16 protein-coding genes are annotated in these 17,068 nt (G+C 34.8%); 4 read left to right on the top strand and 12 right to left on the bottom strand.

Features of this window, described 5'->3' with window-relative positions; all coding sequences use genetic code 11:
- Positions 1-264: 264 nt before the first annotated feature.
- Positions 265-1,173, top strand: a complete 909-nt coding sequence (locus DWX29_RS00955; protein ID WP_118564962.1) for a phosphatase — start codon at positions 265-267, stop codon at positions 1,171-1,173.
- Between the two features lie 113 nt (positions 1,174-1,286).
- On the top strand, positions 1,287-3,416 hold the full coding sequence (gene ppk1, locus DWX29_RS00950; RefSeq protein WP_118564961.1) for a polyphosphate kinase 1: 2,130 nt from the start codon (positions 1,287-1,289) through the stop codon (positions 3,414-3,416).
- Between the two features lie 96 nt (positions 3,417-3,512).
- On the opposite strand, the gene DWX29_RS00945 is transcribed toward ppk1, so the two are convergent.
- The 4 genes from DWX29_RS00945 to DWX29_RS00930 form a co-directional block, all read right to left on the bottom strand.
- Entirely contained in the window at positions 3,513-4,655 is a 1,143-nt protein-coding gene (locus DWX29_RS00945; protein ID WP_118564960.1) for a hypothetical protein, read from the bottom strand.
- Between the two features lie 175 nt (positions 4,656-4,830).
- Complete coding sequence (locus DWX29_RS00940; RefSeq protein WP_118564959.1) at positions 4,831-5,733, bottom strand: TlpA disulfide reductase family protein; 903 nt, start codon at positions 5,731-5,733, stop codon at positions 4,831-4,833.
- 41 nt (positions 5,734-5,774) lie between these two features.
- A complete protein-coding gene (locus DWX29_RS00935; RefSeq protein ID WP_009263529.1) occupies positions 5,775-6,662 on the bottom strand; it encodes a 4Fe-4S binding protein in 888 nt (295 codons plus the stop codon).
- A complete protein-coding gene (locus DWX29_RS00930; RefSeq protein ID WP_009263530.1) occupies positions 6,655-6,798 on the bottom strand; it encodes a CD1871A family CXXC motif-containing protein in 144 nt (47 codons plus the stop codon). Before DWX29_RS00930 ends, DWX29_RS00935 begins: the two co-directional genes overlap by 8 nt.
- A gap of 94 nt (positions 6,799-6,892) precedes the next feature.
- Between DWX29_RS00930 and DWX29_RS00925 the strand changes: the two genes are divergently transcribed.
- Positions 6,893-7,573 carry a response regulator transcription factor gene (locus DWX29_RS00925; protein WP_022024520.1) on the top strand — a complete coding sequence of 227 codons (681 nt, stop codon included), beginning with the start codon at positions 6,893-6,895 and terminating at the stop codon, positions 7,571-7,573.
- Positions 7,570-8,727, top strand: a complete 1,158-nt coding sequence (locus tag DWX29_RS00920; protein WP_117908385.1) for a HAMP domain-containing sensor histidine kinase — start codon at positions 7,570-7,572, stop codon at positions 8,725-8,727. The genes DWX29_RS00925 and DWX29_RS00920 overlap by 4 nt, the downstream gene beginning before the upstream one ends.
- A gap of 124 nt (positions 8,728-8,851) precedes the next feature.
- Here DWX29_RS00920 and DWX29_RS00915 read toward each other — a convergent pair whose 3' ends face one another.
- The 8 genes from DWX29_RS00915 to DWX29_RS00880 form a co-directional block, all read right to left on the bottom strand.
- Positions 8,852-9,112, bottom strand: coding sequence for an HPr family phosphocarrier protein (locus tag DWX29_RS00915; RefSeq protein ID WP_118564958.1), 261 nt, complete (start codon positions 9,110-9,112; stop codon positions 8,852-8,854).
- Complete coding sequence (whiA, locus tag DWX29_RS00910) at positions 9,109-10,077, bottom strand: DNA-binding protein WhiA (RefSeq protein WP_118565027.1); 969 nt, start codon at positions 10,075-10,077, stop codon at positions 9,109-9,111. The genes DWX29_RS00915 and whiA overlap by 4 nt, the downstream gene beginning before the upstream one ends.
- A 105-nt stretch (positions 10,078-10,182) precedes the next feature.
- Entirely contained in the window at positions 10,183-11,043 is an 861-nt protein-coding gene (gene rapZ, locus DWX29_RS00905; protein ID WP_022088883.1) for an RNase adapter RapZ, read from the bottom strand.
- Positions 11,044-11,061: 18 nt separating this feature from the next.
- A complete protein-coding gene (gene murB, locus DWX29_RS00900; RefSeq protein WP_022088882.1) occupies positions 11,062-11,979 on the bottom strand; it encodes a UDP-N-acetylmuramate dehydrogenase in 918 nt (305 codons plus the stop codon).
- 129 nt (positions 11,980-12,108) lie between these two features.
- Positions 12,109-13,053, bottom strand: a complete 945-nt coding sequence (locus DWX29_RS00895; protein WP_117908383.1) for an ROK family glucokinase — start codon at positions 13,051-13,053, stop codon at positions 12,109-12,111.
- 15 nt (positions 13,054-13,068) lie between these two features.
- Positions 13,069-14,010, bottom strand: a complete 942-nt coding sequence (gene hprK / locus DWX29_RS00890) for an HPr(Ser) kinase/phosphatase (protein WP_022088880.1) — start codon at positions 14,008-14,010, stop codon at positions 13,069-13,071.
- 131 nt (positions 14,011-14,141) lie between these two features.
- The gene (gene uvrC, locus DWX29_RS00885; protein WP_118564957.1) at positions 14,142-16,040 is read right to left on the bottom strand and encodes an excinuclease ABC subunit UvrC; all 1,899 of its coding nucleotides are present in this window, start codon (positions 16,038-16,040) and stop codon (positions 14,142-14,144) included.
- A gap of 1 nt (position 16,041) precedes the next feature.
- Positions 16,042-16,701, bottom strand: coding sequence for a YkgJ family cysteine cluster protein (locus tag DWX29_RS00880; protein ID WP_117908379.1), 660 nt, complete (start codon positions 16,699-16,701; stop codon positions 16,042-16,044).
- Positions 16,702-17,068: the final 367 nt, after the last annotated feature.

The raw sequence follows: 17,068 nt of genomic DNA, 5'->3' as shown, positions 1-17,068 counted from the left end.
GTAATTTTTTATTGGATTTTACTAAATAATTTCTCTAAACAAAAATATTTTTATTCACTTTCGCCTATGATTTATGTTACTTATTAATTTTATGCACAATATACATTGGTCATATTTAGATTTTACTTTGACTGTTTATAATTTCTTATATATGTAAATACTATCAATAAAATATTTAAACTAATGTTCTCCTATTAATTACATAAATTTTGCTAATTAATTTGCAATTTCTTTTTAATTAAATCAGATTTTTTGGAGGTTTATATGTACGCAATTATAGATATTGGTTCAAATACAATACGAATGGTTTTATATAAAGTAATAGACAATGAGATTCAACAAATGCTTAATTCTAAAATTCCTGCCGGGCTTGCCGGTTATATTGACAATAACAATATGCTTTCGAAAAAAGGTATTTTAAAAGCCATTGAAGCTTTAAGCAAATTTGAAACCATTTTGGAAAGTGTGGATGTAAAAGAAGTTCACGCATTTGCAACCGCTTCATTACGAAATATCAGTAACTCAGAAGAAGTTTTAGCTGAAATAAAAAAACATTGTAGTTTTGATATTGAAATCATTTCCGGCAAAGAAGAAGCTTTGTACGACTACTATGGTACAATGAAAAGCATTTCATCCGGAAACGGCTTATTAGTTGATGTAGGTGGAGGAAGTACTGAACTTGTTTATTTTGAAAACGGCACATTATTGTCTACATGTTCAATACCTGTTGGTTCATTAAATATGTACACAAATTACGTTGAAGATATTATTCCTACTAAATCAGAAATCAAAAATATCAATAATCATGTAAGTGAAATACTTAATACACTACCTCTTTCGTCTGAAACCATTAACTCGACTGTTTTATTCGGAGTAGGTGGTTCTGCACGTGCCTGTTGTAAATTAAGCGATGAACTTTTTAATGAGAATTCAGGATATACAGGCTTTGAATGCAAACGTTTAAATAAAATTTTGAAATTGGCAAAGAAAGACAAGTCTAAATTGGTATCCGCAATCATTAAGGCAACTCCCGGACGTATCCACACTATAATTCCCGGAATTGCAATAATCAATTCAGTTGCAAAACATTATGGATGCACTAATTTTACCGTTAGCCCATATGGTGTACGCGAAGGCTATCTTCTAAATATACTAGAAAGTAAAAATTTGTAAGTAATTACACTTTTACGTGTGGGCTGTGTATCAATTTGCAAAAAAATGCTTACGAGCCTACCACCTGCAGCAGTCTCAAAACCATAAGATAACCATTAATTAAGGAGATTTGAATGAAAGAGAATTTACAAAATTATACACAAAACAGAGAATTGTCATGGCTAAGATTCAACCAACGTGTTTTATCCGAGGCTACAGACGAAACAGTACCTTTATTAGAACGTCTTAAATTTATATCAATCTTTACAAGTAATCTTGATGAATTTTTTATGATTCGTGTTGGTACTCTTCATGATTTGAGTCTGATTAAGAGCAATCATAAAGATAATAAAACAGGAATGACTCCCGCTGAACAGCTTGAAGCCATTTTTCGTGCTGTAAAACCATTAATTAATTTCAGAGATGAAATTTATGAAAATGTTACTGAGCAGTTAAAAACCTATGGTGTTCACGGTCTGAGAATGAATGAAATTGAGAAAAAGGAATTAAAATATCTTAAGAACTATTTTTTGACACAGATTAATCCTATACTTTCACCTCAAATAATCGACCCACACCATCCATTTCCATTTTTAGTTAATAAAAATATATATGTGGGTGCTACATTAACTAATGCGGATGAAAAAAAGGAAAATGAACTATTTGGTATAATTCCAATTCCAACTGCCCTTCCGGAAGTAATTTTCCTGCCCGGTGCAGATGTAAGGTATGTTTTTACAAGCGATGTGGTTTCTTATTTTGCTGATACAATATTCAGTTCATATAAAATTATAGAAAGTACTGTATTTTCAGTAACAAGAAATGCTGATATTGCGTCAGGAGATGAAGCTTTTGATGTAGATGAAGACTTTCGTGATGCAATGCAGCAATTATTAAATTCAAGAAAACGACTTGCCCCTGTAAGACTTGAATTAAAGAATAAGATAAGTGGTAATTTTCTTCGCTTTCTATGTGAGAAACTTGAATTAACTAAAGCTCAGGTGTTTATTACTTCTTCGCCTTTAACAATGTCATACGCATTCGGATTAGAAGATAAGATATCAGGCAGTGTAAAAAGCGAATTAATTTATCCACCATTTGAACCTCAGCCAAGTAGTGATATTAGATTAAATGAAAGCATAATCAAACAGCTTCAGAAAAAAGACTTGCTTTTATCATACCCATACGAAAGCATGGACCCATTTTTAAAATTACTTAAAGAGGCATCTTATGATAACTCTGTTATTTCAATAAAGATATCCATATACCGCCTTGCAAAAAATGCCAAAATTGTAGACTATTTGTGTGCGGCTGCGGAAAATGATAAAGATGTAACTGTACTTATAGAATTACGTGCCAGATTTGATGAGCAAAATAACATTGACTGGTCACAGCGATTAGAACAGGCAGGCTGCCGTATAATTTACGGATTTGAAGGTTATAAAGTTCACTCAAAGGTTTGCCTTATCACAAGAAGAGAGCGTGGGAAAATTTCCTATATTACCCAGATAGGCACCGGAAATTACAACGAAAAGACATCAAAACAATATACTGATTTTTCACTTATGACCTCTGACATGGAAATAGGAACTGACACAAATGAATTTTTCAAAAACATGGCAATTGGGAATCTTGAAGGAAACTATTCCACCTTGCTTGTTGCCCCTAATTCAATGAAGTCAGAAATTATTAAACTTATTGATAGAGAAATTGCTAAAGGAACAAAAGGACGTATTTTTCTTAAATTCAATTCAATATCTGACCTGACTCTTATTAATAAATTAGCTGAGGCTTCTCTTGCCGGTGTTAATATTCAGATGATTGTTCGTGGTATTTGCTGCATTCTTCCTCAGGTTGAAGGAAAAACTGATAATATCTTTATAAAGAGTATTGTTGGAAGATACTTAGAACACTCCCGAATATATTTATTTGGTTCAGGGAACGATGAAATTATGTATATTTCCTCTGCCGACTTTATGACCAGAAATATGGACAAGCGTGTAGAAGTTGGTTGCCCTATTAAAGATAAATATGTAAAAGAAAAAATAATGCATTTTATCGAAGTTCAGCAGGATGATAACACAAAGGCACGTATTATGCGTAGTGACGGCACATACCGTTCCATAATTACAAGCAATGAGCCAATCGATAATCATACCGTATTAATGAACGAAGCAAAAAGAAATTCAGGAAACGCAAACTCCGAAAGTAAATCTTTTAACCCGAAAGATTTTATAGCTGAAATCAAAAGAAAATTTGGATAAGACTTTTACATTCTTCTATAAAAAGCATCCGGTTTTATATACTTATTTACTGATTACAGTAATGCATATAAAAACCGGATGCTTTTTTCTCATATTCTACCTCCTTATTATTTTAATTTGTTGTTTATCTCCTTTTTTTACATTTTGAGATTTTTTTACATATATCTTATCAATCTTCTTTGCCTTTGATACATCTATGTTTTTTATAGGATTTCCTTGCAAAGAAAGAGAATGAATTTTTGCATTTGTTAAATCAATGTTTTCTATTTTATTAAATGATAAACATAAATGATTTATTGATGGCGTTTTACTCATTCGCACTTTATCAATTCCCGTAGTTATTACTGTCACTCTCTTCAATTTATCACATTTCGATATATCTAATTCTTTTATTCCTTTGCATTCATATAAATCTATATTTTTTATTTTTCCAATTTTAATATTTTTTAAATATTTTGAGTACCATACTTCAAGTCTTCTTAAATTCTTTAACTTTGATACATCTATTTCTTTTATTCCTTTACCTATTTCTTTCATGGAAATATTTTTAAGTTTCTTATTTTTACCATACACGATGCCATTACAATTAAATCCTATTGCCTTAAATCTTTCTAAACTATGTACTTTTGAAAGGTCTATAACACTATCGGTATATACAGAATTAAATTTTATCTGTTTTATTTTATCTCCAAATTTTATTTGATCTAAATTTTTAATATAGTTCAATTGTACTTTTTCCAAATTTGGGAAGCGATTTAATTCATATTTTGCTTTATATTTTTCTCCTGATATAAACAATTCTTTAACTTTATCTAATTCATATAATTTTTCAAAATTTAACAAGCCATATTTTTCTATTTGTTCATCGTTATGTTCAACAGTCTCCGCACAGATTCTTATTTTCTCTACATTTTTAAATATTTCCAGTCCTCTACAGTCAATAACAGAATATTTGTAATTACTATTATCCAATCCATCCATATAAGTATATGTATCATCAGGATCTATCCATAATTCTGTTACTGCATCAATTTCATTTTGGCTCAATTGATTGTCATTATTGGAATCAAAGGATTCGCTGACTAATTCTCTTACATATTCGCTAGGAAAATTTTCCGCATTTATTTCAACGCCTTTTTCTTCCTTAACCGTCTGTTGTTTAGTATCATTTGAGTATCCACAAATTCCCACAGACATAAGCATAAACATTGTGAATACAATCATTTTCTTTACATGCATAACACCCTCTCCTTTATATATTTTTTTATCTTGATTTTATTATATTAAGAGATTTATTTCAACGCTTTATAATTACTCTTTCCCCAACGACAATTAAGAGCGATTCCTTGACATTATAGTAATGTTCAAAAAAAGCTCTCTGTGCAATGCACAGGAGCTTTTTATATGTAGACATCTATTTATTTGTGCTGTCTGCATCAATTACAGACTGAATCTGCTTCATAAGGGCATCATAGTTGTCCTTGTTATCAATTCCGCCGAGCATTGGTTCGCCTACAATATTGCCATTTCTGTCAACAAGTATAGTTGTTGGAAAGGCCATGATTTCTGAGGCATATTTACCGGCAGCACTAGAGGAGTCAATTGACAGATTACGATATTTGACACCCTGGCTTTCAAGAACAGAGGCAGCCTCTTTGATAGCTGTTTTATTGCCATCGAAGGTCTCAGTGTTGATGCCAACAACTTCTCCACCCATTGATTTGATAGCATCATTTAATTCGTTAAGCTTGGATAATTCAGCGACACATGGTTTGCAGCCGGTAAACCAGAAATTGACGACTGTTACTGCATTACCGGAAAACAGGCTGTCATCAACCTTATTGCCATCAAAATCCTCACCGGAAAAATCACTGAATACAGATGAGGCTTTAGAGCTATCCTTCTTGTTATCGTCTGATGATGTATTTTTGTTTTCAAGCTCTGCTATCTGTTCCTCGATTTTTCGTATGGTTTCAATATCCTCATTAAGTGTTTTAAGCTCATCGTCTGTGAATGAATTCTTGTTTGATTCTACGGTACCGGCAAGATAATCAGCATAATTTCCGTTTGGATCGGCTTCACTTTTGTTCATCATGCCAAATGCCTTGTTCCACACATCAGCGTGATCTGCAAAAAGCTGATTTTCCTGCTGATATAAATCATCAAGCCTGGAATCTGATTTGCCGGATGCTTCTGAGCCGGCTTCAGTCTGAGTGTTCTTAGAATCTGTTGTGGAAGCTTGCTTTAAGCCACATGCTGTAAGTGATAATGCTATGCAGAGTGTAAAAATAGAAATAAATAATAATTTGTTTTTCATGAGTAATTTCTCCTTTAAAATAATAGTAAAATGTTTAATAGCTATCTGTTGTCATTTTTTTGACATGATTTTCCCATAAACCGGTAGCAGATGGCGTCCTTCGGACAGGCCTTTATGCAGGCACCGCAGCGTATGCACTCGGGGTGATCCGGTGTCTTACACACATCCACATCCATCTTACATGCCTTTGAGCATTGACCGCATCCGACACATTTGCTGCTATCAACGGTGATTTTGAGCAGGCTGACCTTATTAAATAATGAGTAGATTGCTCCAAGCGGACAAATCCATTTACAGAAGGGCCTGTAAAATAAGATACTTAGTACAATCACTGCAATTAAAATCATACACTTGAAAGAAAAAAGCTTTCCCAGTGCAGAACGGATAGCAGCATTTCCAATAGATAACGGTATAGCACCCTCTAAAACACCCTGAGGACAGATATATTTGCAGAAGAACGGGTCTCCCATTCCTATAGAGTTCGTTACAAGCATCGGAAGAAGTATAACGAAAACAATAAGAATGACATATTTTAGGTACCTAAGAGGCTTTAGTTTGGCTGTGGATAATTTCTTTCCGGGGATTTTATGAAGTAAATCCTGAAACCATCCAAATGGGCACAAAAAACCACATATAAATCTGCCGAGAGTTACACCTAGTAAAATAAAAAATCCGGTTATGTAGTATGAAAACTTAAATTTTGATGATCCGACAACTGCCTGAAATGCCCCTATTGGACAGGCTCCTGTCGCGGCAGGGCAGGAGTAGCAGTTTAATCCGGGTACGCATACTGTTTTTGCATTGCCCTGATATATTTTACCCTTAAATAAATTTGGAATATGAATATTGGTCAGCAGCGTTGCTGCGGCCTGTATCCAGCCACGTATTTTTGCCAGTTTTCTTGATAGTAATTTCTTTTCCTTATCCAATTCCGACACACTCCAGACATAGTTTTATTGCTTTACCAAGCACTGTAGCCGCCTCACCTCTGACTGCACCATAGCTTATCATGGATACACCAAGGATAAGCAGAATGATTTGACATGTTTTTTGGTATTTCAACATAATGTTGCTCCTTTTTTGTTGTATTGTTGACCAGCTGACTTTGGTATTATACAATATAGGTTGTAAAATTATTGTTAAGAAGTAGGAGAACATTTTGAGATTATTAATTGTTGAGGATGAGAAACAAATATGTGATATGGTTGCAAAGAGTCTGTATGCTGCCGGCTATGAGGTGGATACCTGTTATGATGGGAAAGAGGCTCTTGAATGTATACTGTCGGAGAATTATGATCTGATAGTTTTGGATTTGAATCTGCCGGGGATGGATGGCATGGAGCTTCTTAAGGAGCTTAGAAAATACAATGATGAAACTAAGGTTTTGATATTATCTGCAAGAGGTCAGATTGCTGATAAGGTAGAGGGACTGGATGCAGGAGCAAATGATTACATGGAAAAACCATTCCATCTGCAGGAGCTTGAGGCACGTATCAGAAGCCTGACAAGAAGGAAATTTGTACAGAATGATATATGTCTTAAATGCGGAGAAATAAAGTTTGATACGATTAAACGTGAGGCATATGCAAAGGAAGAGCCGGTTCCACTAACAAGAAAAGAGAATGGTATTTTGGAATATTTACTTATCAATATAGGCAGACCGGTGAGTCAGGAGGAGCTGATAGAGCATGTGTGGGATGCCACGGCAGACAGCTTTAGCGGAGCAATCAGGGTACATATGTCTTCACTTAGAAAAAAGCTTAAGGCGAAGCTGGGATATGATCCCATTCAGAACAAGGTAGGTGAAGGCTATAAAATACGGGAGGAGTCTGACAGATGAAAAGAATGTCGCTACAGTGGAGACTTACGTGCATTACTACATTGTGTATTGCTATTATATGTGGCTGCCTGACTATGTTTGTCTATAAAAATGGTGTGCATTACATCGATTCTCTGCAGGATGCGGTAGAGTCACAGGGGGATGAAAAAGGGAACAAATCAGATGAAATATATATCAGCATACCGGACGATAAGTGGGATGAGTTTGCGGATGAATTTTCGGTTCAGGTGTACAATAATAAGGCCGACTATAAAAGAAACAGTCTGATAATCACGGTTTTGCTGGCGCTTTTGGGGGGTGCCGTCACTTATTTTATAAGCGGGCATGCACTCAGACCAATCAGGGAGTTTTCAGATAAAATTGAAGAGGTACAGGCTCAGAATCTGTCTGATTCAAGAATAGAGGAAAACAATGTTAAGGAACTGAACCAGCTGGGTATTTCTTATAATAAGATGCTTGAGCGTCTGTCGGAAGCATTTGAGATACAGAGACAGTTTACTGCAAATGCAGCACATGAGTTGCGTACTCCATTAGCGTTAATGCAGGTACAGCTTGATTTATATAATTCTGCCTCTCACCCGGGAAATGATGCAGACACTTTGCAGACCATAAAAATGGTTACGGAACAAAATGATAAATTAAACAGGATGGTAAAGACTCTTCTTGACATGAGTGAGCTTCAGACGGTGGGAAGGGATGATAAAATTATATTGGATGCTATTGTTGAAGAGGTTTTGGCAGACCTTGAGCCTCTTGCTGTGGAAAAGAATATAAAGCTGATTGGAAAATGTGAGAATGCCACTATGATAGGCAGTGATATCCTTATTTACAGGCTTGTATACAATCTGGTTGAGAATGCCATCAAATATAACCATCCACTCGGACAGGTTACAGTAACCGCATATCAGAGAAACAAGCATGTTTATCTGTCTGTAGAAGATACGGGAAGCGGAATACCAAAGGAGCTTAGGGAGAGAGTGTTCGAGCCATTCTTCCGTGTTGATAAATCCAGAAGCCGGGAGCTGGGTGGCGTAGGGCTAGGTCTTGCTTTTGTCCGTGAAATCGTTAGAGTACATGATGGCAGTATTTGTATCAAATCAGGCAAGACTGGGGGAACGATTTTCGAGGTGACTTTTGCACAGCACTACGCTTGACAAAGAGCTATAATTTTCAAATAAAAAGATGCTGTCGCGTTTAACACAACAGCATCTTTTTATTTATCCTATTACCAATAATTTTCTTATATATTTATATTTTCCTGCCTAATATTAATACATCTTACTCTGCATTATTGCTAAGATATTCTTCAATTTTGTCAATAGCCTGAACTTCATCCTCACCTTCAGCTGTTACAGTAACTGTTTCACCTGATGCAAGTCCTAATGTCATCATTCCCATGATGCTCTTTGCATTTACCTTAACATTTCCATGTTCTACATAAATCTTGCTCTGAAACTGACTTGCCACCTGTACACATACCGCTACCGGTCTTGCTTCCAATCCTGTCTGAATTCCTATTGTTATGTCCTTTGTCGTCATTGATCTAATCCTCCCTGGGTATTACCTCTTAAATCGTCTGCGATTTCGCTTATTTTGCGTAATCTGTGGTTTACTCCTGATTTTCCAAGTGGTGGCTCAAGCAATCCACCAAGTTCCTGCAATGAAGAGTCCGGATTTTCCAGTCTCACCATGGCAATATCTTGAAGTTTACCCGGCAAATAATCTATGCCTGCTTTATCTATTATGTATTGGATATCATCAATCTGTCTGCATGCCGTATTAACTGTTTTTTTAATATTGGCTGCTTCACAATTAACTTGTCTGTTATAATAGTTGCTCATACCTTTAAGAATCCTTACATTCTCCATTTTCATAAGAGCAACGTGTGCTTCCATAACATTTAAAACATCCACTATGCCTTCGCCTTCTTTGATATATACCACACAATTACCCTTTCTTGCAACCGTTTTTCCCTCAATATTAAAAATATTCAGTATATCCAGTATCTGTTTAGCCTTAAGTTCATTATTGCATGCTATCTCAAAATGATACGATTTGTTAGGGTCATTAATTGATCCTGTTGCCATAAATGCTCCCCTAAGGAATGCCCTTTTACAGCAATTCTTCATTATTACTATATTATTTTGTACTGACAATATTTCCTCAATATCACCATCATTATTGACTAATTTTGTTGCCTGAAGTATTTTAAGGCTTTCCTCATGATTCTTTATATTAACAGTATATGTTCTTGACTTATTAGAATATGCACTTGTCCTTATGGAAATTTCAGGTTTTATTCTAAATGATTTTTTTATTAAATTTGCATACTTCCTTGCAACAGCCAATGTTTCAGTTCTCATCTTGATAGAATATTTGTTATCCCAGGAAATAATTACATTCCCGCACATACTTGTAATCGCGGCAATTTCAGCAATTCTACAATGCTGTGCATTACTCATTTGCCTCGATAATTCTTCTTTTACTTCACCTGAAAATGACATTTTTACTCCTACTAAAAAGTTCTTGTCTGCTAACATCTATTAATTATGTTGTCATTAAAATATCTCCGTCTTTTAACAGCTATTTTATTTTTGTTTTTAAAACAACTATCTGTTAATATCTCTGTGTGATATTTTTATTCCATATTGGGCGTCTTCAACATCAAGTGCGGCATATAGCTCTCCTGCAACTGTTACTGAACGATGGTGTCCTCCTGTACATCCAATTCCAATTACAAGCTGATTTTTTCCTTCTGCGATATAATTTGGAATAAGGAATCTTACCATATCAATTAATTTTTCCAGAAATACCTGAGTTACATCTGCATTTAAAACAAATTCCTGTACCTCTCTGTCGAGCCCTGTTTTATGCTTAAGCTCCGGTTCATAATATGGATTTGGCAAAAATCTTACATCAAATACTAAGTCACAATCTGTCGGTATTCCATGTTTAAAACCAAATGACAATACCGATATGAACAGATTCTTGTACCCTTTACTCTGAACAAATATTTTTTCCAATTCTACGCGCAAATCTCTTACAAGCAGATTACTTGTATCTATGATGTAATCCGCCTGCTCACGCAAGAAAGCAAGCCTTTCCTGCTCAACTTTTATGCCGTGGGCAACACTTTTATTCTCACCCATAGGATGAGCTCTTCTTGTTTCTTTAAATCGCTTGATGAGCATTTCTTTACTACAGTCTAAAAATAAAATTTCATATTCCTGACCTTTATTTTTCATTTGCTCAAGAACTTTATTTATTTTGCCCAAATTTTGTCCACTACGAATGTCCACACCTATGGCTACTCTGTTAACTTCACTCGTCTGACTATAAACTAAATCAGCAAACGTTCCTATGAGTTCTATAGGAAGATTATCTGCACAATAATAGCCGCTGTCTTCTAAGATTTTAAGTGCTGTTATCTTACCTGAGCCTGACATTCCTGTAACTATAACAAATCTCATAATTGTCCTTTCATTTTATTACCATTTAACAGCCGGTAATATTTTAACCTCCGGTTCCAGAGTCACCTGAAATTCTTCGTATACTTTTTTTCTCACATCTTTCATCAAATTAATGATATCTGTTGCTGTTGCATTATCATAATTAATTACAAATCCACTGTGTTTTTCAGATACCATTGCACCACCTACACGGTAGCCCTTTAATCCTGCATCCTGAATTAATTTGCCTGCAAAATATCCTTCCGGTCTTTTAAATGTACTACCGGCACTTGGGTATTCTAAAGGCTGTTTTTCTTTTCTTTTAGCCATTAATTCTTTCATATGCATTTCTATTTCATCTCTGTTGCCTTCGTGCAACTCAATGCATGCTTCAAGTACTATCATTTTTTCTTTTACAATAATACTTGTTCTATACCCTAACTCTAGTTCTTCTGCTTTAAGAGTTTTCATTTCTCCATTATTATCAAGTACCTTAACCCACTTAAGAACATCCTTCATTTCCCCACCATATGCACCGGCATTCATCGTTACCGCTCCACCTAAGTTTCCCGGAATTCCATGGGCAAATTCAAATCCTGTCAGGCTTTCGTTTAATGCCTTTACTGCAATTTTAGATAATTTGGCTCCTGCCTTTGCAACTATCTCATTTCCATTTATTTCTATTTTCGCTAATGCAGAATCAATTTCAATTATCACACCATCAAATCCATCATCCTGTACTAATAAATTACTTCCATTTCCAATGACATAATATGGAATATTTTCTTCTACACATAAACGCAGAACATCCCTGACTTTTTTATATTCATCAGGGATTACATAGTATTTTGCAGTTCCTCCGGCTCTAAATGTGCAGTGTGAACTCATCGGTTCATCACATCGCACATTACTATCACCGGCAATTAATTTTAATCTGTTTTCCAGACTTTTATTCATTGAAAAAATCTCCATTCAACTATTTTGATTATGTTTCTATATTAGATTTAAAGGCAAATATGTTAAATTCACAAAAAAATACATTTATGATTAACATTTTCTACAAATCTACTTTATAAAAACTGATATTTATTTACATATCATTGCTGCTGCACCATACATTCCTGCGTCATTTCCTAATGTTGCAAGATGTACTGCTGCGTCACCACATGCTGCAAAACATGTTTCACGGTATTTATCTTTAATAGCATCAATAAGGAACTGTCCTGCCTTACTAACACCTCCACCTATGATAAATGCCTGAGGATTTACAACTACTGCGATATGTGACATTGCTGTTCCAAGATATGTACCCATTGTTTCAACAACTTCATTTGCTCCTGCATCTCCTTCTTTTGCAAGGTCAAATACATCTTTAGCTGTGATGTTTTCTCCAAATTCTCTCATCTTTGTTTCTTTATCTGTATTATTCATTAAGCGTTTTGCAAGTCTTACAACACCTGTTGCTGATGTAAACTGTTCAAGGCATCCTTTTCTTCCACAATTACAGCTGTCTGTTTCATTATCATCTACATGCATATGACCAATTTCACCTGCTCCACCATTGTAGCCTGTGAGAATCTTTCCATTAATTATAACTCCACCGCCTACACCTGTTCCAAGTGTAATCATTACGATATCATCATAATCTTTTCCGCCACCCTGCCATGCTTCTCCTAAAGCTGCAACATTAGCGTCATTTCCTGCCTTAACCTTTATTCCTCTGAACATTTCAGATAACTTTTCTTCTACATTAAATGTTCCCCATCCGAGGTTTACACACTGAAGAACTGTTCCGTCATTTGTAATAGGTCCCGGAAGTCCGATTCCTACGCCTTCGATATCATCAAGGCTTATTTCTTTTTCTGCTAACTTAGCCTCCATTGCCTCGCAAATATCTGAGAGGATATTTTCACCAAAGTTCTCTGTTCTTGTAGTAATTTCCCATTTGTCTAAAAGTTCTCCTGCTGTGCTGAAAAGTCCTAACTTTACTGTTGTTCCTCCCACATCAATGCCAAAACAATAATTCTTCATTTTTTTATTTTCCTCCTAATCATCTTCTTCTTCACTTTTTTTCATAATGTTATTCTGAACTCTGTTATAAAGTTCTCTTGCTGCATTATAACCCATCTTCTTCTGTCTGTGGTTAACTGCCGCTGCTTCTACAATAACCGCAAGGTTTCTACCCGGTCTTATAGGTATTGAGTAACATACAACCTGATTTCCAAGGAATTCAATATACTGGTCCTCTAACCCTAAACGGTCATATTCTTTTTCTCTGTTCCATTCTTCTAATTTTATTACCATGTCAATGTTCTGTGTATCTTTAACATTTTCAACACCGAACAAAGTCTTAACATCAATAATACCTATTCCTCGAAGTTCAATAAAATGCTTTGTTATATCAGGTGAAGTTCCAATTAATGTTTCTTCACTTACCTTTCTTATTTCTACAACATCATCTGTTACAAGACGATGTCCTCTTTTAATAAGTTCAAGGGCAGCTTCACTTTTACCAATTCCGCTTTCACCCATAATCAAAACACCTTCACCATAAACATCAACTAAAACTCCGTGAATTGAAATACAAGGTGCAAGTTCTACATTAAGCCATCTTGTCAAATCAGCATAAAAACTTGACGTTGTCATATCTGTTGATAAAACAGGTACTCCATTCTTTCGTCCTACCTCAATCAAATCTTCATCCGGCTCAATTCCCTGACATATTACTAAACAAGGTATTCCGCTTGTCATTAACATGTTATACATTTCAATACGTTTCTCATGAGTCATTTCTGAAATATATGCCCACTCAACATTTCCTATAATCTGTACACGTTCTTTATCAAAATGATTAAAGAATCCTGCTAACTGCAAAGCCGGTCTGTTTACTTCCGGAATTGTTATCATTATCTTATTAGTATCAATTTCCGGTATATAATTTTTAAGATTATAATTTTCTATTATTTTTGAAAACTTTACTTTTGCCATATCTATGTTCCTCCTATTTTTTATTTCACATAAGAATATGTTGCATAAACCTATTCTTAAGCCCTTTTTTACTATTTCCGTAATATATTCTTCCTAGATTTTAACATCATAAACACTCTTTGTACACTAATTTAATGAAAAAAATCATAAACACTTTTTGCAATATTTTTTGTCATAGAAGGTGCCTGCTCTAAATTTTCTAATGATGCCTCTTTTATATTGTCAATCGATTTAAAATGTTGCATCAGAGCCTTTCTTCTTGCCGGACCAACTCCCGGGATGTCATCAAGAATAGATTTAACCTGTTTTTTACCTCTAAGGCTTCTGTGAAATTCAATTGCAAATCTATGTGCCTCATCCTGAATTCTTGTAATTAATTTGAATGCCTCCGAATTTCTGTCTATCGGAATTTCTATATTGTTATAATATAGCCCTCTTGTCCTATGATTATCATCCTTAACCATTCCACATACCGGTATGTTCAAATGAAGTTTATCAAGCACTTCAAGGGCAACATTAACCTGTCCTTTTCCACCATCCATCATAATAATATCAGGAAATTTGCTGAAACTTCCAAGTTCATAATCTCTTCCGTCTTCATCCATTTTTTCTCTTTCCTCTAATCCATGGGAAAATCTTCTAGTAAGAACTTCCGTAAGACTTCCGTAATCATCAGCGCCCTTTATCCATTTAATTTTAAATCGTCTATAACTGTTTCTTTTTGGCTTCCCATCTTCATAAACTATCATCGAGCCTACTGATTCATATCCGTTAGTATTAGAAATATCGTAAGCTTCCATTCTATGAATATTTGTTAAATTTAGCAATTCTTCAATTTCTTTTACGGCTCCGATTGTTTTTTGCTTTTCTCTTCTGTATTTTTCCTTATTCTGTTCTAGGAGATTTCTCGCATTTTTATTTGCAAGCTCCACAAGTTTTTCTTTCTGACCTTTTTTCGGTTTTACAATTTTTACCGTAAAGTTTTGATTTCTGCTAAGCCATTTGCTTATCAGTTCTTCATCTTCAATTTCTGTTGGCACAAATAACTCTCTTGGAATAAACGGAGTTCCCACATAATACTGTTTGATAAAATTAGTTACGATATCCATCCCTGTATCACCCGGAACAGTATTCATGTAAAAATGTTCTCTTCCTATTAATTTGCCATTTCTGACAAAGAAAACCTGAACTACTGCATCATTTCCTTCCTCTGCATATCCTATAATATCCCTGTCTTCAAACTGATGCGTTGTAATTTTCTGATTTCCGGCAACATGATTTATGCTATTTATCAAATCTCTGCATTCCATGGCTTTTTCAAAATCTAAAGCCTCTGATGCCTTCATCATTTTTTCTTCTAATTCTTTTATTGTATCTTTATAATTTCCCTCAAGAAACTTTATAGCCTTATTTATATTTTCTCTATAATCTGCTTTTGAAATGTAGCCCTGACAAGCCCCATCACACTGTCCTATATGATAATAAAGGCACGGTCTTCCATTTATTTTGGGCACCTGCTTATGTTCACCATCAGCTGTCAGTGTATCATCCGTAACTATTGACTTATTGCAATTTCTTATGTGATACATTTTCTGAAGCAGGTCTATCGTATCCTTTACCGCTCCTGAACTTGTAAATGGTCCAAAATACTTGCTCTTGTCTTTCTTCATTCTTCTTGCAAATAAAATTCTTGGATAATCTTCATTTATCGTTACCTGCACATACGGATAACTTTTATCATCCATAAGCATTGTATTGTATTTTGGTCTGTATTCTTTTATAAGATTGCATTCTAATATGAGCGCCTCTAATTCTGAATCTGTAAGAATATATTCAAACCTGCTTATTTTCTGAACCATTGATTCAATCTTCGGTCCTCTTTTTTTTACATCTTTTCTGAAATATGAACTCACTCTTCGCTTTAACTTTACTGCTTTTCCAACATAAATTACATCATCATGAGAGTCATACATAAGATATACGCCCGGAGTTTCCGGCAATTTTTTTAATTCTTCCTGAAAATTAAACATTCTATCCTATTACTTCTTTCACCTTATTTATTCTCTGTGTAAATTGCAAATAAAATTCATTATTCACATCATATGGCATTAAATAAAATAATTTTACCAAATACATTGTTATTGTTTTAATCTGACTTTCATCCTGCATTCCTTTCAATATATGTTGTATGTCTTTTAGGAAATAATGCCATATAACAATGTATTCATGGTATTTATTTATATTATCTATTCCAAGCCATTTATCTATTCTAACTTTAGTTTTATTTTTCTTCGGGCATTCATAAATCTGATTAAAATATTTAAAATCATTATCATCGTATATTCTGCCTAACGGGAACAATCTGCATATACCAGGTCTGTTTGAATGCACACTGCATCTTCCGTTTTCATCTAGAAAATAACATTTCCCACCGTCTTCCTGCATTTTTAAGTTTGGCAAAATGACACCGTCTGCTACATTTAATTCCACCGCCCTGCTCATCAATTCTTCCATTGTGATTCCGGCTTTTGCAAATTGGTATATATCATATGGATCAAGCACTATTGACTCTCCCATATTGTGACAACACTTGCTGCATCCCTCGCAGTCGTTGCATCCTATCCTTGCCAAATCATTTTCTGTATATAATTTTCCATCTGTCATCTCTGACAAATCCCAATTTCTCTCCATGTTTACCTCTTGTGCTTATTAATAATTTAATGCCAGGATCAAATGGTTTAAGCCCACATGAGCTTACTCATAAGTGGGTAAAAGACCTTGAGACCCGCCCCAATATGAGCAAAAAAGTGGGATAATTCCCACGATATGCGAATATTGGGTAGGATTGTGGGAGTGCGTAGCACTGAACAATCCGTAGGCTTCAAAGTCATTTTATCATAAAACTATTTATGGGGCAAAATAATCGATTGGGGCTTTAACCAGATTTTATGGGCGTGATTTTCAATACTATGGACACGGCATTGCACGCATTTTGCATATGAATTCAATTTAATGAAATAAAGACTATACTTAAAATGATATGCTCCCCCATATAAAA

This window comes from Eubacterium sp. AF19-12LB, assembly GCF_003479125.1.
Taxonomy (GTDB): Bacteria; Bacillota; Clostridia; order Lachnospirales; family Lachnospiraceae; genus Eubacterium_U; species Eubacterium_U album.
This window is presented reverse-complemented; position numbering and strand designations above follow the sequence as displayed.